This is a genomic window from Paenibacillus sp. FSL H8-0261, assembly GCF_045040645.1.
Classification (GTDB): domain Bacteria; phylum Bacillota; class Bacilli; order Paenibacillales; family Paenibacillaceae; genus Paenibacillus_AQ.
In genome coordinates, this window is record NZ_CP150297.1 from 564,757 (window position 1) to 589,208 (window position 24,452).

Here is a 24,452-nt window from a genome sequence, read left to right on the forward strand (position 1 = left end):
TATAATGGACAACAATGTGTTTAAAGGAAAATGGAAACAGCTCAAAGGCGAGGCCAAAAAGCAATGGGGCAAGCTTACAGATGACGATCTTGATGTGATTGATGGTGAAAAGGATAAGTTGGTAGGTAAACTACAAGAGCGTTATGGACATTCGAAAGAAGACGCGGAAAAAGAGTATCAAAGCTGGGGACGTTCTTACCGCGATTAATTCGAAATAGCTTATACTCTCAATGCCCAAATATAAAATGCATAGGAAGAGCGCAAATCGTATACGATTTGCGCTCTTCCTATGCAACAATTAGGTGTGCGTAGGTTAAGCTATGGTATTATTGTGAGATGAAATCTGTAATTTATCTTGTGCAGGTAGGAGCAAAACTATGGGGTATCTTAAAATATTTTTCGGGAATACCGCAATTCTTATAGCCGTGGCCTATTTGGCTAATCTGATCTATAAACATACCATTTCAAATGCAAGTGTAGGAATAAAGAAGGCGAGCTGGGTGATCCTGGCGATCTTTGCTGGTTGGATCAGTACTCTTTTTGGTTATAATCTGGACGACCATGTGATCTTTGATTTGCGGTTTGTACCCTTAATCATCTCGACGCTGGCGTATCCTAGACCCATCACACTTATATTGATCGGTATAGGGACGGGGCTTACAAGGTTAACTTTTGGAGTGACAGAGGCAGCAGTTGCAGGAATGCTAAATCTTTTTATTTTGGGAGTTATTTGCGCGGCGCTTAGCTACTGGGTCAGACGCTCAACCCTCAGTATTGTGAATCAAGGTCTGATCGTTATTCTAATCGTTAATCTTATGAATGCCATAAACATTATGGCGTTAGGCGTTATCCCTGTGGAAGAGTACATAAGAGAGATTATGCCAATTACGTTCCCTGCGGGGCTAATTTTAAGTATTTTGTTCTCATTAATTATCCGTGATTTTCAACTCGGTCTTCTAAGGAATGAGCAGATCCAGCATGCTAACGAACAGTTGTCTACTCAGACTGAAGAATTACATAAGAACAAGCTTGATCTTGAAGAGCGTGCTAATCAGTTAATGATGGCATCTCAATTCAAATCGGAATTTCTCGCCAATATGTCACATGAGCTTAGAACTCCATTGAATAGCATCATTAATTTATCGCAATTAATTGAAGAAAATGATGATTTGCTTACGGAAGCAGAAATAAGAGAGTATGCAGCCATTATCCATCGTTCGGGTGATGAACTATTGATGATCATCAGCGACATTCTGGATTTATCCAAGGTGGAGGCAGGTCGATTAGATATTATAAATGAAGAATTAAATGTTAGCGAGATCCCAGATTTGCTGGCAATGCAGTTCGCTGTGACGGCCAAACAAAAAGGACTGGATTTTAATATCTCCATGGATGAGAATGTCCCTCCAATGATTCATTCCGATCCACATCGCGTACAGCAGATTTTGCGTAATTTGCTCTCAAATGCTTTTAAATTTACAAAGACAGGTTACGTATCGCTGCATATCCACGAGCAGGAAGGTGGGGAAGGGGATGCCGTGCAACATTGGCTTGTATTTGATGTGGAGGATAGTGGCATAGGAATCGCACCGGAGAAGCATGCCATGATCTTTGAAGCCTTTCAACAGGCAGACAGAACGACTAGCCGGAAATATGGTGGAACAGGACTAGGACTTTCTATTAGTAATGACTTGGCCAGATTGCTCGGCGGGTTCATTTCTCTGGAGAGTAAGGAAGAGGAGGGGAGTCGATTTTCGCTTTATTTGCCCCTTGAAGTGGATAGTGAGTAAAGCTCCAATATTATTTGGTGATTTGGCGTATTGACAGTAGATTGATGCGGAGTAGAATGAAGCCAATGCCGCATCAAAGGAGTGTTACCGCCTCTATGGACAACATGGAAAATAAGCATAAGGTTACGGTTTCAAAACGTGTTCGTAAACCTTCAGTGCATCGCAGAAATTTGCGTATAGCTACGCTGGAAGGTGTGCCGTCAACTATTTTTCAGGTACTGCTGCAAGGGCAGTTCCTAACAGGATTCCTACTGTATTTAGGAGCTTCCTCTAGCCAAATTGGATTTGTGCTAGCGCTTACTACATTAGTTAATGTGGCACAGATTGGGGTAGCTTTTCTGATTCAGAAGCTGCCAAGTCGCAAATGGGCTATGGTTACTTTTATCGGTCTGCATAGGATACTTTGGGGTTCTACGGGACTAATCCCGTTTATTTTTCCTAAAGAATATTGGGTCATCGCATTTATTGCTTTATATACTACTGCTTTTATTGCCAATACTGCTGGTGGTGTGTTGTGGAGCTCTGTGATTAGTGATCTAGTTCCCGCACGGGTACGTGGACGTTATTTTGGGATTCGTAACACGGTCCTGAATGCACTTGGTAGTTTGGTTATGTATGGCGGAGGCATTATTCTGGACCGTTATCCCGGGGGTCATGGTTTTCTGATTCTATATATTGTTGTGTGGATCTTCTCGATATCGAATGTCGTAGTATTCTTTTTTTATCCGGATGTACCGTTCGAGAAATCAGAAGAGCATAAATTTTTGCCCATGTTTAAGAAACCGCTTAAAGATACATTATTTATGAAGTCAACCTTGTTTCTGGCTGCTTGGCTGTTGTTGCAGAACCTAACGGTTCCGCTATACTCTTATGTCATGTTGCAGTTACTTCATATTAATTATGAAACGTTGTCATTGCTTAATGTGTCCCAGACCGTGTTTATGATGGCTAGCTTCTACGTTTGGGGCAATCTAAATGCGAAATACAGCAATAAGCGACTGTTATTCTTTACTTTGCCAATTATTGCGTTGTCCTCATTGATGTGGGGACTCTTGTCTGTGATGCCGATGCTGGTGGTCTTATTCGCGGCCCATATCGTTTTTGGTGTTGGTGTAGGCGGTTTCAACCAGCTGGCCTTTAACTTTATTATTGGAGACACGCCGAAAAAAGAACGGCCGATGTATATGGCCACATATGCGGCGCTTACCGGGTTATCATCCTTTTTTGGTCCGCTTATTGGCGGTCAGCTCTATGAAAAAATTTCGCACTGGCCGCAATGGACTCAGGTATACGGTATGCAGCTAGTGGTAGGGACGCTGATGATTGCGCTTGCGTTTCTGCTAGGTCGTCGTATTCTAAAGGACGAATAGAAGTAAAAGGGGGTTATTCCTTGTTAAGAATAGCGATGGTATTAGGTGCCACCGGATTGGTAGGCAAAGCGGTTACGGAGGAATTGTTAAATCGTGATAGCTGGGAAGAAGTAAGGGTGCTTGTACGGACACCGTTAGCCATAGAACATCCTAAGCTTAAACAAATCGTTGTAGATTGGGAGAACCTAAGAAACTATACAGAGTCGTTCGTAGGGGTACATTCCATCTTCTGTTGTTTAGGGACTACGATAAAAAAGGCGGGTTCACAAGAAAAGTTTGAACGAGTCGATCTACAGTATCCGCTTGATGCTGCAGCCATAGCGAGAGAACAGGGTGTTAAACAGTTTTTGGTCGTCTCTTCAATAGGGGCAAAGGCGAAGTCGCGTAATTTCTACAGTCGGACTAAGGGAAGAGCGGAAGAAGGTTTAACCGCTATTGGATTTCAAGGTATGCATATATTTCGCCCCTCCTTGCTACTAGGCCAACGTGAAGAATTCAGATTAGGGGAGAGAGTCGGAGCCAGTTTGATGAAAGCGCTGGATTTTGTAATGGTGGGTAAGGCGGCTAAATATCGTGCGATACCTGGTACGACAGTCGCAAGAGCTATGGTTAACATTGCGTCTGCGGATACCCGTGGATTACATATTTATACGAATGAAGTGATACATGTGATTGGGAAACGCTAAGCTTTCTGGGTCTCTAATAAATTTGCATTAAGATGAGAACAGGACTTACAATGGACAATAAATGATCAGCACATAATGGAGAGGGGTAGTAAGATGAGCAAAAAACAAGTAGCTACAACAAAAGCACCCGGAGCAATCGGTCCTTATAGTCAAGCTATAACCACGGGTAGCTGGGTATACACTTCAGGACAACTTGGTCTGAATCCGGAAACGGGTAATTTGGCTGAGGGAGTACAAGAACAAGCGCGTCAAGCGCTTAACAATGTACAAGCCATTCTTGAGGAAGCTGGTGCAACATTAGACCATGTAGTAAAGACAACTGTATTCTTAAAGGATATGAATGATTTCGCGGCCGTTAATGAGGTTTATAGCACCTTCTTTAAAGAACCTTATCCTGCCCGCAGTGCTATTGAGGTTGCGCGTCTACCTAAAGACGGACTTGTTGAGATTGAAGCGGTAGCTCGTAAGAAATAAGGAGTTATCCTTTGCACTTTTATTATTTTACCAAAATGGCAGGCTAAGGTGGAAAACCTAGCCTGCCATTTTTTATATTAGAATTAGTAACTTCTGTATCTCCGATACCTGCTACGGCGGGGTTTGAAAAATAACCAGATGCTGTAAAGAAGCAGGAGGCCTGCTGTAATCAGTCCCGTTAAATAGACATCGCTGGTCTCTTTGTGTTCCAAGGCAATCGCAATGAAGGCCCACACGAATACGAGTGGATAAATGCTATCTCGGTAAGGATAGCTGACCACAATTGCAAGTAGAGTTCCCACGCAGAGCATAATAACGCCCCAAGTGCTACCGCTAAGACCCCAACCTTCCCAATGATTCTTTTCCAGAACAACGCTGATGTTCACGATAGTAGCCACAGAGATCCAGCCAAGGTATATACTAAAGGGTAGCTTCATCAGCCATTTCTCGCCTGAGGTAGGATTAGCGATCAAACGTGTTTTTCGGTAAATGACAATCAGTGTGATTAACATCAGCACCATAGCAACCAGAGAGAGCTCAATGTATAAGTATTGCCAAAGGAAGAGCCAACTCATATTAAAAATACAGCTCAGAACAAACCAGAACTGAATCGCCCGCACAGAATCTCTAGAGGCTGTATAGGAGCGGAATTGATAAATAACGAAGCCGGCTAACAGTAGATAAATCAATGACCAGATGGAAAACGCGTAACCGGCAGGTGTGATGTAGGTCTGATATTTATCAGAGATTTCTCCAGTGCTGTGCCCGCCTAATGGTAAGGTGACCGAGAGCACATTCACGATAATCACACCTAAAAAGAACAGAAGATTCCACCATTTATAAGGATTATAACGTCTCAAAGAATTCACTCCCTAGCTTTTTAATAGGGTGATGCTTACTTAGAATATACCCGCTTTCGGCACAATTAAGACTATAAACAAGAAAAGAAGTGACTAGTGAGTCATAATGTTCATGGATAGTATGGTAGTGGTGAAGGGTATTTTACGATAGTGGCTAGAACATTTATTAAAAATATGCTGAAATGAATCAAATTCATGGGTGTTTCTACGTACTTCAACTTTATTTGTATAAAAATCTACAGAAAATATGCAGAAACGTTTTTAAATCAGCGCTTTTTCGTATAAGATGAAGAGATGAAGATTCAAGAGCAGATAAGTTTTATCCTAGTTCTTTATCCTTATATTTCTTACAGGAGTGTATCTCATCTCTAAAAGGATGGAGAAACTACTTCTACTTGTATAGCTTCAAAATTTATTTCTCGCGGAAAAGGTTGCAGTTACCACCTGATGGTGGCGGACTGGTTCTTTTTTTGCTTGCTTAAAAGACAGGAGATCACCGATGACTAAGCATCTTTATGCAATATGGTTGGGGGATGTGTTATTTTGCTTCTCTGGCGAAACTTCGGAGCCGAAGGTTGACGCTTGGACCCGAGTGGTGAAGCGGCTGGAGCTGCAGGGAGGAGTTCGCCCTTTTGCGAGTGCTGCTCTGCGGCTCGCAGAAGTGAAATATCCGGCTCCTCCTGTAGAGGGGAAGCCAGCACGCCGTGGATTGCCCGGAAGAACATTCGAAGGGCTCGCCTTAGTCCCTAGCGATGCATTTGAACTGCTTCTGGCATGGGATGAGACGTTATGCCGAGATCAGGGAGTAGAACCTGGAGGCGAATTGCGCTATTGGGCGGCAGCAGCTCGCTTTGCGCTGGAATTGATGGGTACTGGCGGCGTTACACCAGGAGCCTTGCCCCCACGTCCGGTAGGTTCACGCCGTCGTGGTGGTGAACAAGCAGCAACGGTCTGCTGGTCTCCAGCTTTTCGAAAGCAGGAGGATAAGGAGATCTTTCTGCAGCTGGCGTCGTCCATGCCGGTATTGGCCTTAGGGACGCATATTGCTGAAGCGGGGGATTTATCTTCGAGGGAAGAGGCGGGCGCCTATGTGCTTTACTCCTTTATGCAGGCGGTAATGACTGCAGAGATAAAGAAAGTGATTGCGGGTATTGAAAGTGAACTTACCCCTTACAAAGCCAATTATCGCCGGGGTTACTCCCCTTTAACTGAGCTGTGGTGGAATAGTCTTCTTACAGGCAGCCGGGATATACCCGTGCAGGGAACTCAAGCAGAGGTGACAGATCTTCTGGCTACTGTGAATGAGACAGCTGGTAGCGATGTGCCGCAATCGGAACCTGAAGAAGCGCGGAGTGGACAGCTGGGTCTTGGGCTACGTCTTGAGCCCCCTGGAGATAATGACGAAATCTGGCGCTTAACCTTCTGGGCGGAGAACAAGGAAGAAGGGGAATTCTGGATTCCGGCAAAATCGATTTGGAGCAGTAAGGAACGAGAGTTTACGTTATGGGGGAAACGCTATCGCAATATACAGCAGCAGCTTCTTATAGCGCTGGGCCGAGCGGCAAGAATCTCTCCAGACATAGAGCGCGCTCTTTCTATGCCTGCACCTACGGGAGCAGATTTGGAACCAGAGCGTCTTTATTTCTTTTTGAAGGAGACGGTGCAGCAGCTGCGTGAGCGTGGAATAACCGTGCAGATGCCATCGCGCTGGAGCCGTGAGGGACGCCGCCGGATTGGCATGAAGATGAAAATGCAGCCGGTAGTGAGTGGGATTGATAGTCCTGCTCCAGTGGCTCTTGGGATGGAAGAGCTGATTTCATTTCGCATTGAAGCCTCACTTGGGGAGAGTACAATCAGTGAAGAAGAACTAAACGCACTAGTGGAGGCAGGCGTACCCTTTGTACGTTTCCGCGGAGAATGGATTGAGGTAGATCCTAAAGAAATTCGCCAGGTTCTTAGATATATGAAACGCCATGAAAATGGGGAAATGACCGCGGCCGATTGGATGCGTCTAGAGGCTGAGGATGGTGAAGAGCGGCTCTGGAAAGGGATGTCGGTCACGGGGATGGAAACATCCGGACTATTGTCATCGCTGATGCGGGGCGACATATTGCGTAATCTTCCAGTGCGTGCCGTACCTGAAGGTCTGCACGGCACCCTGAGACCTTATCAGGAGCGCGGCTATCAATGGCTCTCCGTTCTCAGTGGTCTGGGATTTGGGGTGTGTCTGGCCGATGACATGGGTCTCGGTAAGACGGTGCAGGTCATTACCTGCCTGCTGGACCGTGCTTTAAGTGCTCCACCTGAAGAGAAGCAGGAGCCTGTGCTGATTCTATGCCCAACCTCACTTTTGGGGAACTGGCAGCGGGAATTGCAGCGCTTTGCGCCTTCTCTTAAAGTTCACATTCATCATGGTGGACGCCGAGTGCGGGGAGATAGCTTTTTAGAACTGGCTGCCAGTCATGATATTGTATTGACGACCTATCATTTAGCAGGTCGTGACAGCGAGGATTTAGCGAATGTTCAGTGGTCCACTGTGGTGCTGGATGAAGCTCAGTATATTAAGAATCATCGGACGAAACAGGCGCAAAGTGTGATGAAGCTATCAGCGCCGCATCGCATAGCTATGACGGGGACACCTGTAGAGAACAGACTAGGTGAGTTATGGTCTATTTTTCACTTTTTAAACCCGGGTTATCTAGGAACCTACCATTCCTTCCGGCAGCGTTATGTATCTGGAGAGGGTGGAGAACGACTAAGGGAATTACATCGCTTGGTATCTCCATTCTTGTTGCGCCGCTTGAAAAGCGATCCGGATATCTCTAAAGATTTACCGGAGAAGCTGGAGCTGAAGTCTTATTGTCCGCTGACGGAAACACAGGCAGTCCTATATCAGGGTGTCGTGGATGAAATGCTTGGCGTGATTGGAGAGAGTAGCGGGATGGCTCGCAGAGGACTCGTGCTGTCTTCTCTTACGAAATTGAAGCAGATTTGTAATCATCCTCAGCTATTCCGCAAAGAAGAAGGCAGGGGTCCGCGAAGTGAGCATTCCGGTAAAATGGAAGTCATGTTCGAGATTCTGGATAGCATTGCGGAGGTCGGAGAATCTGTGTTGATCTTTACTCAATATGTAGCGATGGGTGAGCTCTTGGTTAGCAAGCTGACTAAGCGTTATGGAACAGCGCCGCTGTTCTTGCACGGCGGAATTCCAAAACGAGAGCGCGACGAGATGGTTCATGATTTTCAAGAGGGAAAAGGCCCATCCTTCTTCGTACTTTCTTTAAAAGCGGGTGGCGTAGGGTTGAATCTTACAAGAGCTAATCATGTCATCCATTACGACCGTTGGTGGAATCCGGCAGTTGAGAATCAGGCGACAGACCGGGCGTTCCGAATTGGTCAGGATAAAAATGTTCAAGTGCATAAGTTGATTTGCCAAGGAACGTTGGAAGAACGTATTGATGAATTGATTGAGCGTAAGAAAAATCTTTCCGAGCAGGTTGTTGGCTCTGGCGAAACATGGTTGACTGAGATGTCCAATCATGAGCTGAAGGAACTTATTGAACTGCAGGATCAGGACTGGATGTAAGACAGATATGAGTGTTACGGAGGGATCGAACAATGAGTGAACGGTTAGAGATGCAGCTGGAAGTTGTGCCTGGATTAGTAAAAGCAGCATGGACGGTGCTACCTGGGAAAGTGACGGGAGGGTCTCGGTCGAAGGGTGAATTGAACGCCAGCGCGCCTGCTCAGGAACAACAAGCGGATCGACCTCTCTCTCTGAAGGTTCCGGTATGGCATGCTTCCCGAAGAAAAGAAATATTACGAAGTCTGGCACTAAGTCCCGGGGAAGTATTTGCCTTGCTGCAAGGGCGTTTGACGGGTGAACTGGCAGAGCTTGAGCTTCTACCTACGGATAGTGAGCTGGAGCAAGCCCTTTTTGAGGGTGAAGGTGTGGAGTATAAGGCGGAAACTTTGAAGCTTATTAAAGAACGTCTTGCTGAAGAGCCACTGCTGGCACTTTCGCTGAGAGGATTTACTAAAGGAGAGCTCTTGGACGGAATTTTTGCCCTTTGGGCTGAAGGGAATATTTCTAGCGACGAAGCTGAAACAGAGGAAGAAGAGGCCTCTGTTAGTGAACTTTCTACGGAATTGGCTCGGCTTGAACGCAAGGGTCCGGCCATTTCCTCTGGCGAATGGCTGGCAGAAGCGGCTGCTGAAGGTTCGCTACATCAGCCTGGGCCACAGTTCCATGAGATTGCGGCTAGACCGTTTCCTTCGCCGGTAGTAGTAGCTGAAGTTACAGAAGACTGGGGAACATTGCTACCGCAGACACCTAAAGCCATTGAGGGATTAACTTTGATTATGCAGCGGGTTGCAGAAGCGTCTGCACGTCGAGCGACTAAGGGTCCGATTAAGCGGTAAGTGAAAATACGAAAGAGGCTGTCTCAAAAGTAGGGAATGCTACTCTTGAAACAGCCTCTTGTTTTGCCTAATTATCTAACAGAGTTTCTGGTTAGTTATTCTAATGCTGACCAGCAGGAGGCAATTCTCCTTCTGAAAGCTCTAGAATTTCGCGGCGAAGACGAAGCATTTTTTGATCTAGTTCATCAGCAGCGCGCGCGGCTTCTTTTAGTTCCTCAGCGACATGCGAAGGCAACTGCTTATCGAATTTATAATACAGAATATGTTCCATGCTTGCCCAAAAGTCCATAGCTAGGGTGCGCAGCTGGATCTCAGCCTTGACCCAGCGTGTTCCTTCCAGCAGGACGAGTGGGATACCGACTATAAGATGAAGGCTTTGATATCCGTTTGGTTTAGGATGAGCTATATAATCTTTAATCTCAAGCACGCGGATGTCTTCGCGTGTACTAAGATGATCTACTAAACGGTATATATCTTTAACGAAGGCACATACAATCCGCATTCCGGCAATATCGTGAATGTATTGCTCCATATTTTCCAAGCTGAAACCGTAGCCTTTGCGCTCCATCTTTTGAAGAATGCTCTTTGGTTCTTTGATCCGGCATTTGACATGTTCGATGGGACTGAAGCCGTCGCGGGATTGCCATTCCGTCTTGATTACATCAATTTTATTCTGAAGATCATTTAACGCGTGGCGATAGAGTGCCGGTAAGGCTTCGAATTCGTTAACCAGTTTGGCGAAATCCTCGTTGCTGTTACCTTGCCACTGTTGCAGATCCTTTACGTGTACCTGTAGCTGACTAAGCGTAAGCTGTGTGCTCTCATGTTCTTCCACTGAAACTCTCCCGATTTCGTTATTTGTGATAATTCTATTTTAACCGATGTAGAACCCCTGACGCAAAATTACATTCAAAATTAGGAAATATAACCCATAAGTGTAAGGGGGAAGTGGCTTAAATCAATTAGTATGGATTTTATAGGAACATTCTCCTCTAAATCGCGTATTAAAGCACATTAATGAATCTACTCGATACATTTGGTATGATAGAAACACGTATCGCTGGAGAGGGAGGAACTGTAATGAGTTTTATCAAAAAAATTAAAGATAGCGCGAGTCGGGTTACCGAAAAAGCCCAAAACTCAGTAGAGATCGGCAAGCTGAACGGACTTATTTCCGATGTTGAACAAGAGATGGAAGTTGAATTTACGAAAATGGGCAGACTTTTTTATGAAGGATATCGTTCAAAGGATATGTCGGTAGCTGAAGGTAAAATGGTGGAGCTGTCCCGTAACTGTTCCAAACTTCAGGAAAAAATCGAAGTCCTGCGGACACGAATTGCTGAGCTGAAAAATGAGCGGTTATGTTCATGTGGTCATATTGTGGCGCTTGATGCAAACTTTTGTCCGAAATGCGGAAGTAAGCTGGAGCCATTGTCCGCTTCGAGAAGGGTGCCTTCTACACCGGTATTTGTTCAATCTGTGAATGAAGATGATGAAGATCAATATTATGGCGCAGATGAGCTTACGGATGAAGAGAAGGAAATTGCAATGAAGCTGCACCCGCAGAGTGTTGTATATGCTGAAGTTCAGCATCCGGATGATGAGCTGCCACTTGAAGAATATAAGGCGAGCGAGCAAGAGATTGAGCGGGAACGTAAACAAGCCGAGCAGCTGGAACGGGAAAGAAAAAGACAACTTGAATTAGACCGTCGCTTCGGCGAATGGCACAAGAATGAGCACCAGGAGGAATCTGCGGTCACTGAGGACCATGGTGTACGAGATATGATCCAGTGCCAAATCTGTCGGAACGAATTACCTAAGGGCTCCTTATGGTGCCCGCGATGTGGGTCAGAGCAAATATAGAACGGATTTCAGTCAGCTTAGGGGGACAACAAGATGGAACAGCTGCTGCTGCATCTGCGCAATCTGGGCTTCACAGAGATGGAGTCCAAAATTATGGTAGAGCTTGCGACAAAAGGTCAGGCTTCTGGCTATGAGGTTGCCAAACAGCTCGGAGTTTCAAGATCGAATGTGTATGCGGCGTTACAACGCCTTACGCAGCAGGGATATGTACGATGTGGCGAAGGAGAACCTGCGCGGTACAGTGTTCTCAATCCAGAGGAGCTTGCGACCATGATCTCGGGACGGGTTCAAGCTTCACTGGCTTATATGGAAAGTGAGATGCCTCGCGGTGGACCTGTTAGCCCTTCGTTTTATAATGTGGAAGGTGACCGCAATGTATTGGGCGCTCTTATTCGCCAACTTAATATGGCTGAGCAAGAGATTGTAGTGGATATGTGGCGTGAGGAAGCGTCACTTCTACGGAGTGAACTTGAACAGGCGGAGTTGCGTGGCGTTAGACTCTTGTGGGCGTTTGATGGTGGCAATGCTGCTCCTGCCGCCTATCCGGTATGGCCGCCTCTCGGAAGAGATTCTCAGCGAACAGATGGACGGAAGTTCTCATTCGTGATCGATCGGAGCTGGTGTATGCTCGGGATGCGCTATGAAGATGGATCGGCGCAAGCGGTTGTAACCGAGCACCCGGTCTTAGTAGATCTGCTATTGAATCATTTTGCACAGGAAATGGTGCTGTTCGAGCTGGAGCAGGATATGGGCGCAGAATTAGAAGAACGTTATGGTGAGCGTTACAGCAAAATTCACAGCAAATATGTGATGCATGATCCAGGCGATGATGGGGAAGAACAGGCGCAGTAGCTATTACAGGGAGGTGAAAGCATGGAATGTATCGTACATTTTGAAGTGGTGCATGAGGATGGTCCTAAAAAATTGCGTGGACTGCTGTTTCTGGATAAAGGAGCAAGTCCCGGAGAAGCAGAGCTAGTTGAAATGTTCAAGGACATGAAATTTAACGTGAGACTGGAAGACCGCGAGAAATTGATCTTTAAACCGGTAAATCCGGGCGATTTCGTGGAGATTCGAATTACGGGTTATGATAACGGGCAAGAAAAGAGCAAAGATGATCATAATTTAAAATCTATCGTTGGAAATTTATTACCACAAAAACCGACAGGTCTATAAAGTGGGGAGAAAGGATTCATTGATGGGAGAAGGAGGAGCACTATGGAGCTGTTGAGACAAAAGGTGTTAAAAGAAGGTATTGTACTCGGGCAAGGCGTGCTCAAGGTAGATTCTTTTCTGAATCATCAGATGGACCCCTTTCTAATGCGTGAGGTTGGCCGTGAGTTTACCCGCCGTTTTTCCGGCGAAGAGATTACGAAGGTACTGACGATTGAATCTTCGGGAATTGCTCCGGGGATTATGACGGCATTAGAGCTGGAGGTTCCGCTGATTTTTGCCCGTAAGCAGAAATCGTTGACGCTGACAGAGGATATTTATGTAGAAAAGGTTTACTCCTTCACGAAGAAAGAAACGAATGAAATTACCGTTTCCAAGAAGTTCATTGCTCCGGGTGAGCGGGTTCTGATTGTCGATGATTTTTTGGCGAATGGCGAAGCCGCCTTCGGACTTGCTCGTATTGTTGAGCAGGCAGGAGGAAGTGTGGTTGGGATTGGTATCGTGATCGAAAAAGCGTTCCAGCCAGGAAATCGGTTACTGCAGGAAGCTGGTTACCGGGTAGAATCACTCGTGCGAATCGCTTCACTGGAGGACGGAAGAATCTCTTTCGTGGAAGAAGAGGAAGGGCTACTTAGCTAAGACTCTTTGGTGTAGATTCGGATGAAGTTAACACAAAACAGCAAGAGACAGGTTTATAAGCCTGTCTCTTGCTGTTTTTTTGTGATACACGGGTATGGATTACCCGTTGCTACCGCATGCCGCTGCAGGATCGGCGTGGCGCTGCGCGCTAACCGCCGCCAGCGGCGAGAGCACCCGCAGCGATCCAGGCTCGCAGCGCACGGCAAGCGGCCCTTTGCCGAAGCTCTCGCCATCGCCGATCGCCGGCCGGGCCTCTGCGAAGTTGACGGCTACGCTACGTCCACGCAGCATCGACACGAAGGGCAACGCTACATGCTTGCCCTTCAGTACCGTTGGGAACAGCCGCAGCAGCTGCCCGCGGCTGCACCCGTGCACGACGCAGACGTCGAGCTGGCCGTCATCGGCCTTCGCCTGCGGGCAGATCAAGAGCCCGCCGCCGTAGCTGGGCAGGTTGCAGACCGAGACCAGCCATGCCTTCTCAAAGACGTGCTCCGTCCCGTCGCACGCAACACTCACCCGGCATGGCTTAAACGTCATCAGCGTATGCAATATGCCGATGATATAAGCCAGTTGGCCTGCGCCAATGGCATTGCACAGCCGTTTGTAACGGCTGGCATTCACATTCTCGGCCACCTGAGCATCAAAGCCGTTGGCAACGGCTGTTAAAGTCAGTCCGTTTGCGCCTGAGATCAGATCGGCTTCGATATACCGTTCGCTAAGTGCAGCTTCCAGCGCGGCTTCAGTCGAAAGCGGAATGCCGAAGCCGCGTGCGGAGTCGTTACCGGAGCCGGCAGGGATGATTGCCATAGGAATATCTTTGCCACGAAGGGCACCCAAGATGCTGTGCAGCGTGCCATCGCCGCCGATTACAATCGCGGCTTTCCAGTCCTCACGGTGTTTAATTGTATTTAGAACGAGGGCTTCTGCACCCTCTGCGCTATGCGTAAACAAGGTCATATATGGCAGCATCCGCACTTTCATGAGCGCCTCTACAGTATGCCAGGTCCGCCCGCCTGCGCCCCCGCCGGAACGCGGGTTTATGATGAATAGATACATTTAAATTCCTCCAGCCTGTAGAATTCCGTTGATGCCCGTCTTTCCATTGTAAGGAGTGGATGGGCAAAAGGGAATACTTTTCAGCGATAAGAGGTGTTAGTTCAGCGGTGTTTATAGATGCCGAATCTGACTTTCTGCGATATCCCCAACCCAAGGGAGCTTATACCATCTGCTGCTTAAAGCTTGATAGATCATAAGCAGCCATATAGCAAAGCTGCAAAGAGAAAGGATTGCACTCAACAGGGAACCGAGAAAAGGGATAAATCCGGTTAGGACATGGAGAATCATCAGCACGCCGAACGTAAGCAGTGATTGCAACGCGTGGAACAGCACGAAGCGGTTGCGTTTCTCCAGAGCGAGAAAGACCACGCCGCCGATAAAAGGGAAAAAATAGCACAGCGCGCCCGCAATATTATCGGGCAATCCGGTGGATGATTTGAAAGGGGACAAAGGGCTCACTCTCCTTCTACTTGGAGAAGAAGGGGGTTAGTTCGCTACTCCTTCTTCCTTAAAAGCCTATGACTTGTCAGGAAAAAGTATGTTTAGCTCATTGTGGGTATAATATACTTTTCCAACAGCTTGCGGGGGTTCTTCCAATTGTTTGTCTTACTCTCTGCTGTAAAGACCACTACCGTATCTAACTTGGGTAGGAGAAGGATTTGCTGTCCGCCATGACCGTGGGCAAGCTTGTAGGGTTGGCCGCTCATCGTACCCACCCAGAACTGATATCCGTAATCTCCAAAAGCCGGGTATCCCGTAGTCTGTGCAGTTAGTGCTTCTTGCAGCCAATGCTTCGGAATGATCTGCTGTTTTGCAAATACGCCGTTATTAAGCAGACACATACCAAATTTAGCCATATCTCTTGAGTTTAAGTACAGACCAATATGTCCCATACTATGTCCTTCGGGACTCGGTAACCAAGCCGTGTGAGTCATTCGGAGAGGGCTAAATAAATGCTCAGCAGCATAGGTGAATGCATCAAGACCTGTAGATTCACTAAGGATCATCGAAATCAGATGGGTGTCGATACTACGGTATTGAAATTGACCGATATGTTCCGGAATTATGTTCATACTAAGAGCAAAGGAACCCCAGCGGCGACTACGATGGAGATTCCGGACGAAAGGCTCCCCCAGCTTCTTGCCCGTGATCCAGCTAAATCCGGAAGTCATGGTAAGCAGATGACGAAGAGTGATTTTTGATAAATGAGGGGAGTGCAGGTATGGAACATGTTTACGAAGTACCTTGGAAACCGAGACATCGATATCAGGGATATCTCCCCGATCGATAGCGATTCCGGTAATTGTGCTGATAAAGCTTTTAGTCGCAGATCGAAGATCATTTAATGCCCCGGCATGATGGTTGCCGTAATAACGTTCAAAGATGAGCTTGCCATGGCGAGCAATAAGCATACTATGCATCTTTGGATATTCTTTCTGAATAGCATAATCAGCTTGTTCAAGACCCTCACGGCGCGTTGCAGTTTCCTCGGGTAGCGCGGTAGTCATCGCGGGAACTACGTTATAAGATGAAGTCAGTAATGGTGTAGGTTGGCCCATAATGATCTCCTTTTCTTGCTGTGGTATGTGCTAGGTGTGGCCTGCTATAGAACATATTGTATTTTAACCCGACACGAGCAATATGACTTACGAAGAACATTGTAAAAAAATAAAAATTTTCCAATTAGCACATTTTACAAGGAAAGGTGGAAGTTGGACCGGAATATGATACAATATAACGATAAGGCCCGAAAGGGGTGATTCAGTAAGTGGCTCTTCGGGTAATAAAAGTGTCAAGGAGCTTTCGTTCAACAGGCGTCCTTACTCTCAGCCCAAATCACGACGAACCTGCTTCACCGGCGAACCAGTATCTCAAGGCTTTGAAGCTTTGAATTTTACGTTTTGGCGGATAATGCAAGCCACGTATGTGTAATGGTTACTTCACTTGCATTCGAGGTTACGGCGTACTTTTCATCATGCATTCTCTACAACGGAGCATTCATTTTCAATGTTTTGGGAGGGAACTGATCATGGCAAGTAAAGGTCATAACGAAGTCAAGGAAAGTTTACGGGAAATGACACGTATTTTCCGGCCCAAAGATCCCAAGAAATTCGTAAAGGAGTACGTCCGAAAATATCGGATTACCGGAGGCTATGAAGAAGAACTGACCATGGTCGTGGAGCATGAGCTGGTAAAGATGAATTCATCCGTCTCCTAGCTAACAGATACGAGTGTCACTTACTTTTGACATCATTTTGAGTAATAACATCCACGAGGATTCTTATAAACCGTGCCCGAGCAGCGTTTGTTGCAGGAATCGGTTTTTTTTGTATGTACATTTATGAATAAGAAATATTGTCTCTCATAAAATAGTCAAATGAATTAATAGACACATTTCACAATGAATGCGCTTTAACGATCATTTTTTATTTGATTGCGTTTTCAAAAAATGCGTATAAATGCAGGTGGGACAAGGAATTATTATGTCGAAAATTACAATGTGAACTAGTTGTGAACGATTGACAAAACTTTCCCTTAAACTTATATTAATAGTGATTGTTATAATTGACAGAAAAAAACAGGAACCTACGAAATCGGGAAAAGCGGGGTAGATCAATGATGAAAACGTGGCAGGCTGTAAAGCGACTCCTTCCCATGACCGCTATGTTTGGTCTCTTTCTTGCCGGGTGCGGTCGTGAGGACTTGTCAGTGCTCAGACCACAGGGACCTCAGGCGGAAATGTCTTATGGATTAATGGAGCTGTCGATCAGTATTATGATCGTCGTGTTGCTGATTGTCTTTACGATTGCAGCTTATGTACTGATCCGTTTCCGTCGAAAGCCGGGTCAGAATGAAATCCCTGAGCAGGTTGAGGGTAGCATCAAGCTTGAGATTCTCTGGACGGTCATTCCGCTTATCCTCGTAGTGGTACTGGCAGTTCCAACGGTGAAAGCAGTGTTCGCCGCAGGAGATGATCATGCCAATGACAAGGATGCGATTAAGGTTAAAGTAACCGGCCACCAATATTGGTGGGAGTTTGAGTATACCGATTACAAGGTGACTACAGCGCAGGATCTGATTATTCCAGTGGGCAAAGATATTGCTTTTGAACTGGAGACTAAAGACGTGCTGCACTCCTTCTGGGTCCCTTCCCTTTCCGGTAAAATCGACACCAACCCAGCCGGGACGATTAACCGCTTCAGCTTCAGTGCACCTAATGAAGGCGTTTACCGTGGCAAATGTGCGGAACTATGCGGGCCGTCTCATGGATTCATGGAATTTAAGGTGAAATCGGTTAGTGAACAAGATTTTCAGAAGTGGATAGATTCGATGAAAGCACCCGTAGCTGTGCTGCCAGAGGATCCTGCTTTAGCTGAGAAGTTCAAAGCGGCGTGTCTGACTTGCCACGCTGTAGGTGATCAAGGGATTAATAATGCGCCGAACTTGACCGGAATTGGTTCTCGGGAGTCGATTGCAGGGATCCTGCTCAACGACGACACGAGGGAGGATGGTGCACCAATTGAGGAGAATCTCAAAACATGGCTGCATGATCCACAATCCGTAAAACCGGGCAATCTGATGCCTAACCCCAAAGATCTAGGCCTAAGTGATGCGGAGATTGATGGCATTGCTGAGTATCTGGCCAACTATAAGCTGGACTAATGCCTTAGCCTAAAGGCGGGCGGAACTTTCGAAAAAGGGGGTACGAACTTTGGCTCAAGCAGCGCATACCTTGAATTCATCCAAGCCTCTGGGGCATGGCCACAGTGTGAAGCGCCATACAGGACTTATGGATTGGCTAACAACCGTCGATCATAAAAAAATCGCAATTTTGTACCTATGGGCCGGAGGATTATTTTTTGGTATCGGCGGAATTGAAGCACTTCTGATTCGCTGGCAACTCATCAAGCCAATGAATAATTTTTTGGATGCCCAAACGTTTAATGAACTTATTACCATGCATGGTACGACGATGATATTCCTCGGCGTCATGCCAATCATCTTCGCCTTAATGAATGCCGTCATACCGCTACAAATCGGTGCACGTGACGTAGCCTTTCCTTTTCTAAATGCACTTGGCTTCTGGACCTTCCTGTTCGGCGGAATTCTACTGAATCTCAGCTGGATAATGGGTGGCGCTCCTGATGCCGGATGGACCTCCTACACCCCACTATCTACGAGTACATACAGCACTACACACGGTGTAGACTTTTATACGATTGGTCTTCAAATTGCCGGATTAGGTACCCTCATCGGGGGGATTAACTTTCTAGCCACGATCATTACGATGCGCGCGCCGGGAATGACCTACATGCGGATGCCGATGTTTGCTTGGACTACATTTATTACTTCCGCAATTATTTTGTTTGCATTTCCAGCAGTTACAGTAGGTTTAGTACTGCTGACATTCGACCGGATACTTGGAGCCAATTTCTTCGAGGTTGGGGCTGGGGGTAATCCGGTGCTCTGGCAACATATCTTCTGGATATTTGGTCATCCAGAAGTATATATCCTCATTCTGCCTGCCTTCGGAATTATATCGGAGGTTATCCCGACTTTTTCACGGAAGCGATTGTTCGGATATAGCTCAATGGTGTTCGCTACCATCCTGATTGCCTTCTTGGGCTTCATGGTTTGGGCTCACCATATGTTCACTACCGGACTTGGGCCGGTAGCTAACGCATTGTTCTCTGTATCAACGATGTTGATTGCGGTTCCGACAGGAATCAAGATTTTTAACTGGTTGTTCACGATGTGGGGCGGGCAAGTACGTTTCACGACACCAAACCTGTTCGCGGCAGGATTCATTCCTACCTTTACGATGGGTGGCGTCACTGGCGTCATGCTGGCTTCTGCGCCTGCTGACTTTCAGTTCCATGATACGTATTTTGTTGTAGCGCATTTTCACTACGTTATTGTGGGCGGCTTGGTGCTTGGCCTGTTTGCAGGTCTGCATTACTGGTGGCCGAAGATGTTTGGTCGGATGCTAAGTGAGAAGCTGGGCAAATGGACTTTCTGGACGTTTATCATCGGATTCCATCTGACATTCTTTGTACAGCATTTTCTTGGACTCATGGGGATGCAGCGTCGGGTATTTACGTATTTGCCGAATCAGCAATTCGATTTGCTGAATTTAGTCAGTACAATTGGTGCTGGGCTGATGGCTGTCGGTACGATTATTTTCTTAGTCAATGTCTTCCTAACTTCAAGAAAGCCAATGGATGCAGCTGATGATCCGTGGGAGGATGGACGTACACTAGAATGGACGATTTCTTCGCCACCGCCAGAATATAACTTCAAGCAAACCCCGCTTATCCGTGGAATTGATGCATTCTGGAAAGAAAAGATGGCAGGAAATAAAGGCATGACTCCGGCTGAACCCGTTGGTTCGATTCATATGCCGTCTGCAACCATATTGCCGTTCACAATGTCTGTTGGAATTTTCATCGCTGGACTGGGCTTTATGTTTAGTCGGGATGACTTCGGCAACGCCTTTATGAGCTTTATGTTTAATAATTATATCGTTACAGCCATCGGTCTTATCATTACGTTTGGATCTATGCTGTTGCGTTCGCTGTATGATGATCATGGATGGCATATTGAACCTGAAGAGCTGGAAGGAAGTGAGCGGACATGACAACGGCACATGCAGAAGCTTCTAAGGAAGAATTTCCTCACGAGCCGGAAAAAGCTACGCTCGAAGGACGAAACAAGGTTCTTGCCTTTTGGTTGTTTCTAGGTGGGGAAGCGGTATTGTTCGGTACGTTGTTCGCTACGTTCCTCGCATTGCGTAATCAGACGAATGAGGGGCCATCGGCGAATGAATTGTTTCACTTACCGCTTGTAGCTGCTGCGACATTCATTCTTTTGGTAAGCAGTTTGACGAGTGTGTTCGCTATCCAAGCGATGCATAGAAACCGTCCGGCAGTGCTTCGTAACTGGCTTTTGGTAACTGTAGCCTTAGGGCTTGGCTTCCTGATTCTGGAGATCTATGAGTTTACTCAATATGTGAGACACGAAGACTTCGGAATGACTACAAGTGCATTTAGTTCGGCATTCTATACATTAGTAGGATTCCACGGTGCGCACGTAGCTTTCGGGATTGCATGGATCGCCATCCTGATTGGGCAACTCATGCGTAAAGGATTAACCGTAGTTACTGCACCAAAAGTGTATGTGTCAGCCATGTACTGGCATTTTATTGATGTGGTATGGGTCTTCATCTTTACGGTTGTATACCTACTTGGAAAGGTGGGCTAGACACTATGACGACAGATCAGCATGTGCCAGAGAACGACGGGTATAAGCATCGTCATCGGCATGAAGGGCCACAGAGGCATATTGTTGTCTTTATACTGTCCATTGTCTTGACCTTAATTGCTTTCGCCGCTGTTGCGGCTGGAGGGGTGAATGCCACCTTTGCGGTTATTCTACTACTGGTGATGGCAGTCATTCAGGTCATTGTACAGATGGGCTTCTGGATGCACCTGAAAGATAAAGGACATCTAATACCGATTATTTTCATGCTGGGTGGTTTTTTTACCGCCGGTACCTGTATTATTATGTCGCTGTATTGGGTTTGGTGGAATTAACGGACTATAAAGAAAGAGGCGGGCTGAGATGCCCCCTCTTTTTGGTGTTTAACTAGATCCTGCGCTAGGAGGGGTTAGGGTTATGCTCGGATTACAATATTTTAGCTTTGCAGAACTATGGAGCCCGCTTTTTCTGGCGGTCATGCTGCTGCTGACGGCGGGTTATTTCGTTTGGATTGGTCCGATTGCTGGACGTCATGCCGATTCAGTTCCGGTTCCGTTCTGGCGAAGAGCACTATTTGTGTGCGGAATGCTTGCGCTTTATCTGGCACAAGGCGGTCCTGTTAGTCTATTAGGACATATGATGTTTTCATTCCACATGGTTAGTATGGCCTTGTCATACCTAGTGGCGGTGCCGCTGATTATGCTGGGGATTCCAGATTTTATCTGGCGCAGCATATTGAGAGTAAATCCATTTCGCCGGCTGTCTTTTTTAGCTCGACCGGTGGTAGCTGCTTTACTGTTTAATGGACTATTTTCTTTGTACCATATTCCTGTTATCCATGATTATGTGATGCTGCATTTTACCGTTCACCGAATCTACTATATTGTTTTATTCCTAACAGCTGCCTTAATGTGGTGGACATTGATCAATCCGCTACCGGAGCGCCGAATGGCGAGTGGACTGGGCAAGATTGGGTTTATTTTTCTAAACATGGTATTGCTGACACCAGCATGCGGACTGATTATTTTTGCAGATCAACCGCTCTATGCTACTTACAGTGATCCGGAGACTTGGGCACTTGCCATGGGCTATTGTATATCGGGTGATCCTTCTGCCTTACTTCAGAATTTTGGGGGTCCTGCGTTCTTTTCATTGTTGTCACCAAAAGTGGATCAGCAGGTGGGAGGTATCGCGATGAAGTTCATTCAGGAATTTATTTTTGCCTCTATGCTTGCTTATGTGTTCTATCATTGGTATAAAAAAGAGAACGGACAAGAGGGCGATGAATTATCGACGCCTTCCTCAGCACTCGAGGAGAGCACCTTGACCCGTGCATAACTGGTAGACTGCCAAGGAGGAGAATCATGGATATTTTTACGGTGTTTCCAACTATTAGCACATCGTTCATCGTGCTCAGTGCGGTGCTCGTAGCTATTGGCTGGTGGCTCATCATTAAGGGCAAACGCGAGGCGCACAAGAAGACGATGATTGCTGCTGCAATCGCCGCGCTCCTGTTTTTTATTGTTTACGTATCTAGAACGTTGTTCGTGGGAAACACCTCATGGGGCGGACCGGATGAACTTCAGACGATTTATCAAGTGTTTCTGATCTTCCATATCGTGCTGGCAACGGTAGCTGCGGTATTCGGACTTACTACGTTAACTCTTGGATTTAAGGCGAAGTACTCCAAGCACCGTAAGTGGGGCAGAGTGACATCTATAATCTGGTTCATTACTGCGATTACTGGCGTTATGGTGTATGTGCTGCTTTATGTTCTGTATCCAGGTGGACACACCAAGCCAGTGTGGGAAGTTATTTTGGGCGCGTAAGATAGTTGCGTGAAAAGAGCTTGTGATTGGCATTTGAAAAGAGCATGTGAATATGCGTGCGAATCGTACGTGAATTTGTGTGAATAGTAATGAAATAAGCCTGTGCATCTGCTCGTTCCTAAATAGGGATGATGGATGGCGGGCTTATTTTAGTTTATGGAGTTGGGGGAGTGTTTAGGGAAAACCTCCCTGAAAGAGATAAGTTTTGAGCTCGAAAAACGATAATTAGGGAATTTCTCCCTGTATTTTAACCGTTTAAGCTCTAAAACGTAGAAATGGGTGAATTTATAGGGAGGAATTCCCTAAAAACGATGATTTCAGGCTAAATCCAAGTAATTAGAGGGAGGTTTTCCCTAATTGTTGATTCTACTAGCAGTTACACCCACCGAGCGATCACATCCACTCGCAGTAGCACCCGTCGAGCCTTCGCATCGATTGAGCGGTCGCATCCATTAGTGGTCACACCCACCGAGGAGTCGCTCCCGCCCTTCAATCACCCCACCGAGCCGCAACAACTGGCCCTACACCTACAATCCATTGGCGAAGCAACAATGAGGCTGTCCTCGCTCTGCGTCCCTCGCTCACATTCAACCTCTCCATAAGTTATGTTTAATCCTCTGATTAGTTAATCCCAATAATGATCAGTTTCCCATACGTGCAAAACCTTCTCCAAAGGGCGGGAAACGCAAACCTCCTAATCCTCTTGAATGTTTTCCATTTACAGGATTGACAATGGTAAATTAAGGTCATATACTGTGTATATAGATATATACAGTAAGCACAGGGATATGAACACCTGCTTCTGCTAGACGCTGAAGACATTGTAAAGCGAGGTTAGTTTTAATGAGAACATTAAAAGATTCATGGTTTATGTTGCGCTCTGATTTTCGCGGAGACAAATTAAAGATATTAGGGACCCTCGTAATAACAGTTATTTTTATGTGTTATCTTGGTGGAATGACTAGCCTGGTAGCAAATGACGTACTAGGTGAGCAGGATCGGACGATGATAACGGATTTCTTATTTCTCTCCTTTATACCCTTATTGGGATTAACATTCTCTCGCCGTTCCATGAAATATTGGAGTGAAGACTCTTACACAAAAATGTTGGTTTACTTAAGAACCTTACCGATTCCAGCTGCAGTAATACTATCGCGGAGAAAACTTCAGGGGGTAGGCTCCTTTATTCTAAATGGTACGTTATTCTTCGGTATTGTTTACTTGTTAGGGGAAAATTTCCGGACAGAGCTGGCGGTTCCCTCGTATATAGCTTTTGCCATTACATGGCTCGGCTTCGGATTCATGGTCTCAGGTCTATATATTTTTATTGAGTATCTTTTTAGCGGCAAAGCTTATCTATGGCTAACATTGCTTATCGTAGTGTTATCGTGGGGAATATCATTCCTAGTTACACTTGGGGGAGGCAATTTGTTTTTATACAGTATCTCCTATTCCAAGGAGTGGGGGCTGTTATCTCCGATCATGTGGGGGTCACTTCTGCTGGGGACAATATCTGTGCAGTTATTCTCTAAATGGACTATACATCGACTGAAGAGTCGCAATCTCGTATAAAAAATCGGAATGGCAAGGACTGCGCTCTAGCACGCTAGAGTGGAAGGCGAGGTGTAATAATGTGGATACCGGTACAAATCAACGAAAATAGTGCAGAGCCCCTCTATCATCAGATAGAGACTCAGCTTAGATCCTTAATCATTAGCGGAGTCATTACAGAAGGTACGCTACTGCCCTCGATTCGTGAGTTCGCAGGAGATCTGAAATGCAGTGTAATTACAGTGCGGCGCGTATATCAGGATCTGGAGAACGAAGGTTTGCTGCGAACGAGACAAGGAACAGGTACCTTTGTATCCCACATAGGCGACGGAGCAATGGAAGAATACAAACGAGACACGGTAGGCAAAGCACTTGAAAGTGCTGTGGATATCGGCCGATCGGTACATTGCAGCAAGGATGAACTTGAGCAGATTTTTATGGAGATTGTAGAACGCAAGTATAGAGCAAAGGAATGAAAGGG

The 24,452-nt window shown here is 46.2% G+C and carries 25 protein-coding genes; 20 read left to right on the forward strand and 5 right to left on the reverse strand.

Going from position 1 to position 24,452, the window contains the following annotated elements:
• Positions 1 to 4 precede the first annotated feature (4 nt).
• The 5 genes from MHI27_RS02490 to MHI27_RS02510 all read left to right on the forward strand — a co-directional run bounded on the left by MHI27_RS02490 (position 5) and on the right by MHI27_RS02510 (position 4,320).
• Positions 5 to 208 carry a CsbD family protein gene (locus MHI27_RS02490; RefSeq protein ID WP_042184513.1) on the forward strand — a complete coding sequence of 68 codons (204 nt, stop codon included), beginning with the start codon at positions 5 to 7 and terminating at the stop codon, positions 206 to 208.
• 169 nt (positions 209 to 377) lie between these two features.
• On the forward strand, positions 378 to 1,790 hold the full coding sequence (locus MHI27_RS02495) for an ATP-binding protein (RefSeq protein WP_405175503.1): 1,413 nt from the start codon (positions 378 to 380) through the stop codon (positions 1,788 to 1,790).
• Between the two features lie 95 nt (positions 1,791 to 1,885).
• The gene (locus tag MHI27_RS02500) at positions 1,886 to 3,160 is read left to right on the forward strand and encodes an MFS transporter (protein WP_081393187.1); all 1,275 of its coding nucleotides are present in this window, start codon (positions 1,886 to 1,888) and stop codon (positions 3,158 to 3,160) included.
• A gap of 20 nt (positions 3,161 to 3,180) precedes the next feature.
• The gene (locus tag MHI27_RS02505) at positions 3,181 to 3,846 is read left to right on the forward strand and encodes an oxidoreductase (RefSeq protein WP_405175504.1); all 666 of its coding nucleotides are present in this window, start codon (positions 3,181 to 3,183) and stop codon (positions 3,844 to 3,846) included.
• Between the two features lie 93 nt (positions 3,847 to 3,939).
• Positions 3,940 to 4,320, forward strand: a complete 381-nt coding sequence (locus MHI27_RS02510) for a RidA family protein (protein WP_076285938.1) — start codon at positions 3,940 to 3,942, stop codon at positions 4,318 to 4,320.
• An 83-nt stretch (positions 4,321 to 4,403) separates the two neighbouring features.
• On the opposite strand, the gene MHI27_RS02515 is transcribed toward MHI27_RS02510, so the two are convergent.
• Entirely contained in the window at positions 4,404 to 5,180 is a 777-nt protein-coding gene (locus tag MHI27_RS02515) for a tryptophan-rich sensory protein (protein WP_076285937.1), read from the reverse strand.
• A 499-nt stretch (positions 5,181 to 5,679) separates the two neighbouring features.
• On the opposite strand from MHI27_RS02515, the gene MHI27_RS02520 reads away from it, so the two are divergent.
• On the forward strand, positions 5,680 to 8,766 hold the full coding sequence (locus tag MHI27_RS02520; RefSeq protein WP_076285936.1) for a DEAD/DEAH box helicase: 3,087 nt from the start codon (positions 5,680 to 5,682) through the stop codon (positions 8,764 to 8,766).
• Positions 8,767 to 8,798: 32 nt separating this feature from the next.
• Complete coding sequence (locus tag MHI27_RS02525; RefSeq protein WP_149644614.1) at positions 8,799 to 9,602, forward strand: hypothetical protein; 804 nt, start codon at positions 8,799 to 8,801, stop codon at positions 9,600 to 9,602.
• Positions 9,603 to 9,702: 100 nt separating this feature from the next.
• On the opposite strand, the gene MHI27_RS02530 is transcribed toward MHI27_RS02525, so the two are convergent.
• Positions 9,703 to 10,377 carry a GTP pyrophosphokinase family protein gene (locus MHI27_RS02530; RefSeq protein WP_042193221.1) on the reverse strand — a complete coding sequence of 225 codons (675 nt, stop codon included), beginning with the start codon at positions 10,375 to 10,377 and terminating at the stop codon, positions 9,703 to 9,705.
• 305 nt (positions 10,378 to 10,682) lie between these two features.
• Between MHI27_RS02530 and MHI27_RS02535 the strand changes: the two genes are divergently transcribed.
• Genes MHI27_RS02535 through MHI27_RS02550 form a run of 4 tightly spaced genes read left to right on the forward strand, consistent with a single transcriptional unit; the run spans position 10,683 to position 13,277 of the window.
• On the forward strand, positions 10,683 to 11,465 hold the full coding sequence (locus MHI27_RS02535; protein WP_076285934.1) for a zinc ribbon domain-containing protein: 783 nt from the start codon (positions 10,683 to 10,685) through the stop codon (positions 11,463 to 11,465).
• Between the two features lie 33 nt (positions 11,466 to 11,498).
• Positions 11,499 to 12,317, forward strand: a complete 819-nt coding sequence (locus tag MHI27_RS02540; protein WP_042184525.1) for a TrmB family transcriptional regulator — start codon at positions 11,499 to 11,501, stop codon at positions 12,315 to 12,317.
• 21 nt (positions 12,318 to 12,338) lie between these two features.
• Positions 12,339 to 12,641, forward strand: coding sequence for a hypothetical protein (locus MHI27_RS02545; RefSeq protein ID WP_042184527.1), 303 nt, complete (start codon positions 12,339 to 12,341; stop codon positions 12,639 to 12,641).
• A gap of 42 nt (positions 12,642 to 12,683) precedes the next feature.
• Positions 12,684 to 13,277 carry a xanthine phosphoribosyltransferase gene (locus MHI27_RS02550; protein WP_042123794.1) on the forward strand — a complete coding sequence of 198 codons (594 nt, stop codon included), beginning with the start codon at positions 12,684 to 12,686 and terminating at the stop codon, positions 13,275 to 13,277.
• Between the two features lie 99 nt (positions 13,278 to 13,376).
• On the opposite strand, the gene MHI27_RS02555 is transcribed toward MHI27_RS02550, so the two are convergent.
• The 3 genes from MHI27_RS02555 to MHI27_RS02565 all read right to left on the reverse strand — a co-directional run bounded on the left by MHI27_RS02555 (position 13,377) and on the right by MHI27_RS02565 (position 15,892).
• Positions 13,377 to 14,333, reverse strand: a complete 957-nt coding sequence (locus MHI27_RS02555; protein WP_405175505.1) for a diacylglycerol/lipid kinase family protein — start codon at positions 14,331 to 14,333, stop codon at positions 13,377 to 13,379.
• 111 nt (positions 14,334 to 14,444) lie between these two features.
• Positions 14,445 to 14,783: a DUF4870 domain-containing protein gene (locus MHI27_RS02560; protein WP_060626766.1), complete on the reverse strand. Its 339-nt coding sequence runs from the start codon at positions 14,781 to 14,783 to the stop codon at positions 14,445 to 14,447.
• 92 nt (positions 14,784 to 14,875) lie between these two features.
• Complete coding sequence (locus MHI27_RS02565) at positions 14,876 to 15,892, reverse strand: serine hydrolase domain-containing protein (RefSeq protein ID WP_405175506.1); 1,017 nt, start codon at positions 15,890 to 15,892, stop codon at positions 14,876 to 14,878.
• 470 nt (positions 15,893 to 16,362) lie between these two features.
• Here MHI27_RS02565 and MHI27_RS02570 point away from each other — a divergent pair, with 470 nt between their 5' ends.
• The 9 genes from MHI27_RS02570 to MHI27_RS02610 all read left to right on the forward strand — a co-directional run bounded on the left by MHI27_RS02570 (position 16,363) and on the right by MHI27_RS02610 (position 24,447).
• Positions 16,363 to 16,551, forward strand: coding sequence for a hypothetical protein (locus tag MHI27_RS02570; protein ID WP_042123803.1), 189 nt, complete (start codon positions 16,363 to 16,365; stop codon positions 16,549 to 16,551).
• A gap of 398 nt (positions 16,552 to 16,949) precedes the next feature.
• Positions 16,950 to 17,996 carry a cytochrome c oxidase subunit II gene (coxB, locus tag MHI27_RS02575; RefSeq protein ID WP_042123804.1) on the forward strand — a complete coding sequence of 349 codons (1,047 nt, stop codon included), beginning with the start codon at positions 16,950 to 16,952 and terminating at the stop codon, positions 17,994 to 17,996.
• A gap of 127 nt (positions 17,997 to 18,123) precedes the next feature.
• Positions 18,124 to 19,971 carry a cytochrome c oxidase subunit I gene (gene ctaD / locus MHI27_RS02580; RefSeq protein ID WP_076285960.1) on the forward strand — a complete coding sequence of 616 codons (1,848 nt, stop codon included), beginning with the start codon at positions 18,124 to 18,126 and terminating at the stop codon, positions 19,969 to 19,971.
• Positions 19,968 to 20,594, forward strand: a complete 627-nt coding sequence (locus MHI27_RS02585; RefSeq protein ID WP_042184533.1) for a cytochrome (ubi)quinol oxidase subunit III — start codon at positions 19,968 to 19,970, stop codon at positions 20,592 to 20,594. The genes ctaD and MHI27_RS02585 overlap by 4 nt, the downstream gene beginning before the upstream one ends.
• Positions 20,595 to 20,599: 5 nt before the next feature.
• On the forward strand, positions 20,600 to 20,926 hold the full coding sequence (locus MHI27_RS02590) for a cytochrome C oxidase subunit IV family protein (protein ID WP_042184535.1): 327 nt from the start codon (positions 20,600 to 20,602) through the stop codon (positions 20,924 to 20,926).
• Between the two features lie 82 nt (positions 20,927 to 21,008).
• Positions 21,009 to 21,929: a cytochrome c oxidase assembly factor CtaG gene (gene ctaG, locus MHI27_RS02595; RefSeq protein ID WP_076300136.1), complete on the forward strand. Its 921-nt coding sequence runs from the start codon at positions 21,009 to 21,011 to the stop codon at positions 21,927 to 21,929.
• 26 nt (positions 21,930 to 21,955) lie between these two features.
• Positions 21,956 to 22,420, forward strand: a complete 465-nt coding sequence (locus tag MHI27_RS02600; protein WP_042123812.1) for a DUF420 domain-containing protein — start codon at positions 21,956 to 21,958, stop codon at positions 22,418 to 22,420.
• 843 nt (positions 22,421 to 23,263) lie between these two features.
• The gene (locus MHI27_RS02605) at positions 23,264 to 23,992 is read left to right on the forward strand and encodes a hypothetical protein (protein ID WP_076285927.1); all 729 of its coding nucleotides are present in this window, start codon (positions 23,264 to 23,266) and stop codon (positions 23,990 to 23,992) included.
• 59 nt (positions 23,993 to 24,051) lie between these two features.
• Positions 24,052 to 24,447 (forward strand): GntR family transcriptional regulator, encoded by a 396-nt coding sequence (locus MHI27_RS02610; protein WP_042184543.1) that lies wholly within the window; start codon positions 24,052 to 24,054, stop codon positions 24,445 to 24,447.
• The last annotated feature ends 5 nt before the right edge of the window (positions 24,448 to 24,452 follow it).

What these genes read in the sequence shown, in the direction of transcription:
- MHI27_RS02585 (WP_042184533.1), top strand. Translation starts at nt 19,968, where the DNA reads ATGACAACGGCACATGCAGAAGCTTCTAAGGAAGAATTTCCTCACGAG.
- MHI27_RS02525 (WP_149644614.1), top strand. Translation starts at nt 8,799, where the DNA reads ATGAGTGAACGGTTAGAGATGCAGCTGGAAGTTGTGCCTGGATTAGTA.
- MHI27_RS02610 (WP_042184543.1), top strand. Translation starts at nt 24,052, where the DNA reads ATGTGGATACCGGTACAAATCAACGAAAATAGTGCAGAGCCCCTCTAT.
- ctaG (WP_076300136.1), top strand. Translation starts at nt 21,009, where the DNA reads ATGCTCGGATTACAATATTTTAGCTTTGCAGAACTATGGAGCCCGCTT.
- MHI27_RS02590 (WP_042184535.1), top strand. Translation starts at nt 20,600, where the DNA reads ATGACGACAGATCAGCATGTGCCAGAGAACGACGGGTATAAGCATCGT.
- coxB (WP_042123804.1), top strand. Translation starts at nt 16,950, where the DNA reads ATGATGAAAACGTGGCAGGCTGTAAAGCGACTCCTTCCCATGACCGCT.
- MHI27_RS02545 (WP_042184527.1), top strand. Translation starts at nt 12,339, where the DNA reads ATGGAATGTATCGTACATTTTGAAGTGGTGCATGAGGATGGTCCTAAA.
- MHI27_RS02605 (WP_076285927.1), top strand. Translation starts at nt 23,264, where the DNA reads ATGAGAACATTAAAAGATTCATGGTTTATGTTGCGCTCTGATTTTCGC.
- MHI27_RS02555 (WP_405175505.1), bottom strand. Translation starts at nt 14,333, where the DNA reads ATGTATCTATTCATCATAAACCCGCGTTCCGGCGGGGGCGCAGGCGGG.
- MHI27_RS02495 (WP_405175503.1), top strand. Translation starts at nt 378, where the DNA reads ATGGGGTATCTTAAAATATTTTTCGGGAATACCGCAATTCTTATAGCC.
- MHI27_RS02550 (WP_042123794.1), top strand. Translation starts at nt 12,684, where the DNA reads ATGGAGCTGTTGAGACAAAAGGTGTTAAAAGAAGGTATTGTACTCGGG.
- MHI27_RS02490 (WP_042184513.1), top strand. Translation starts at nt 5, where the DNA reads ATGGACAACAATGTGTTTAAAGGAAAATGGAAACAGCTCAAAGGCGAG.
- MHI27_RS02500 (WP_081393187.1), top strand. Translation starts at nt 1,886, where the DNA reads ATGGACAACATGGAAAATAAGCATAAGGTTACGGTTTCAAAACGTGTT.
- MHI27_RS02535 (WP_076285934.1), top strand. Translation starts at nt 10,683, where the DNA reads ATGAGTTTTATCAAAAAAATTAAAGATAGCGCGAGTCGGGTTACCGAA.
- ctaD (WP_076285960.1), top strand. Translation starts at nt 18,124, where the DNA reads ATGGATTGGCTAACAACCGTCGATCATAAAAAAATCGCAATTTTGTAC.
- MHI27_RS02565 (WP_405175506.1), bottom strand. Translation starts at nt 15,892, where the DNA reads ATGGGCCAACCTACACCATTACTGACTTCATCTTATAACGTAGTTCCC.
- MHI27_RS02570 (WP_042123803.1), top strand. Translation starts at nt 16,363, where the DNA reads ATGGCAAGTAAAGGTCATAACGAAGTCAAGGAAAGTTTACGGGAAATG.
- MHI27_RS02600 (WP_042123812.1), top strand. Translation starts at nt 21,956, where the DNA reads ATGGATATTTTTACGGTGTTTCCAACTATTAGCACATCGTTCATCGTG.
- MHI27_RS02540 (WP_042184525.1), top strand. Translation starts at nt 11,499, where the DNA reads ATGGAACAGCTGCTGCTGCATCTGCGCAATCTGGGCTTCACAGAGATG.
- MHI27_RS02510 (WP_076285938.1), top strand. Translation starts at nt 3,940, where the DNA reads ATGAGCAAAAAACAAGTAGCTACAACAAAAGCACCCGGAGCAATCGGT.
- MHI27_RS02520 (WP_076285936.1), top strand. Translation starts at nt 5,680, where the DNA reads ATGACTAAGCATCTTTATGCAATATGGTTGGGGGATGTGTTATTTTGC.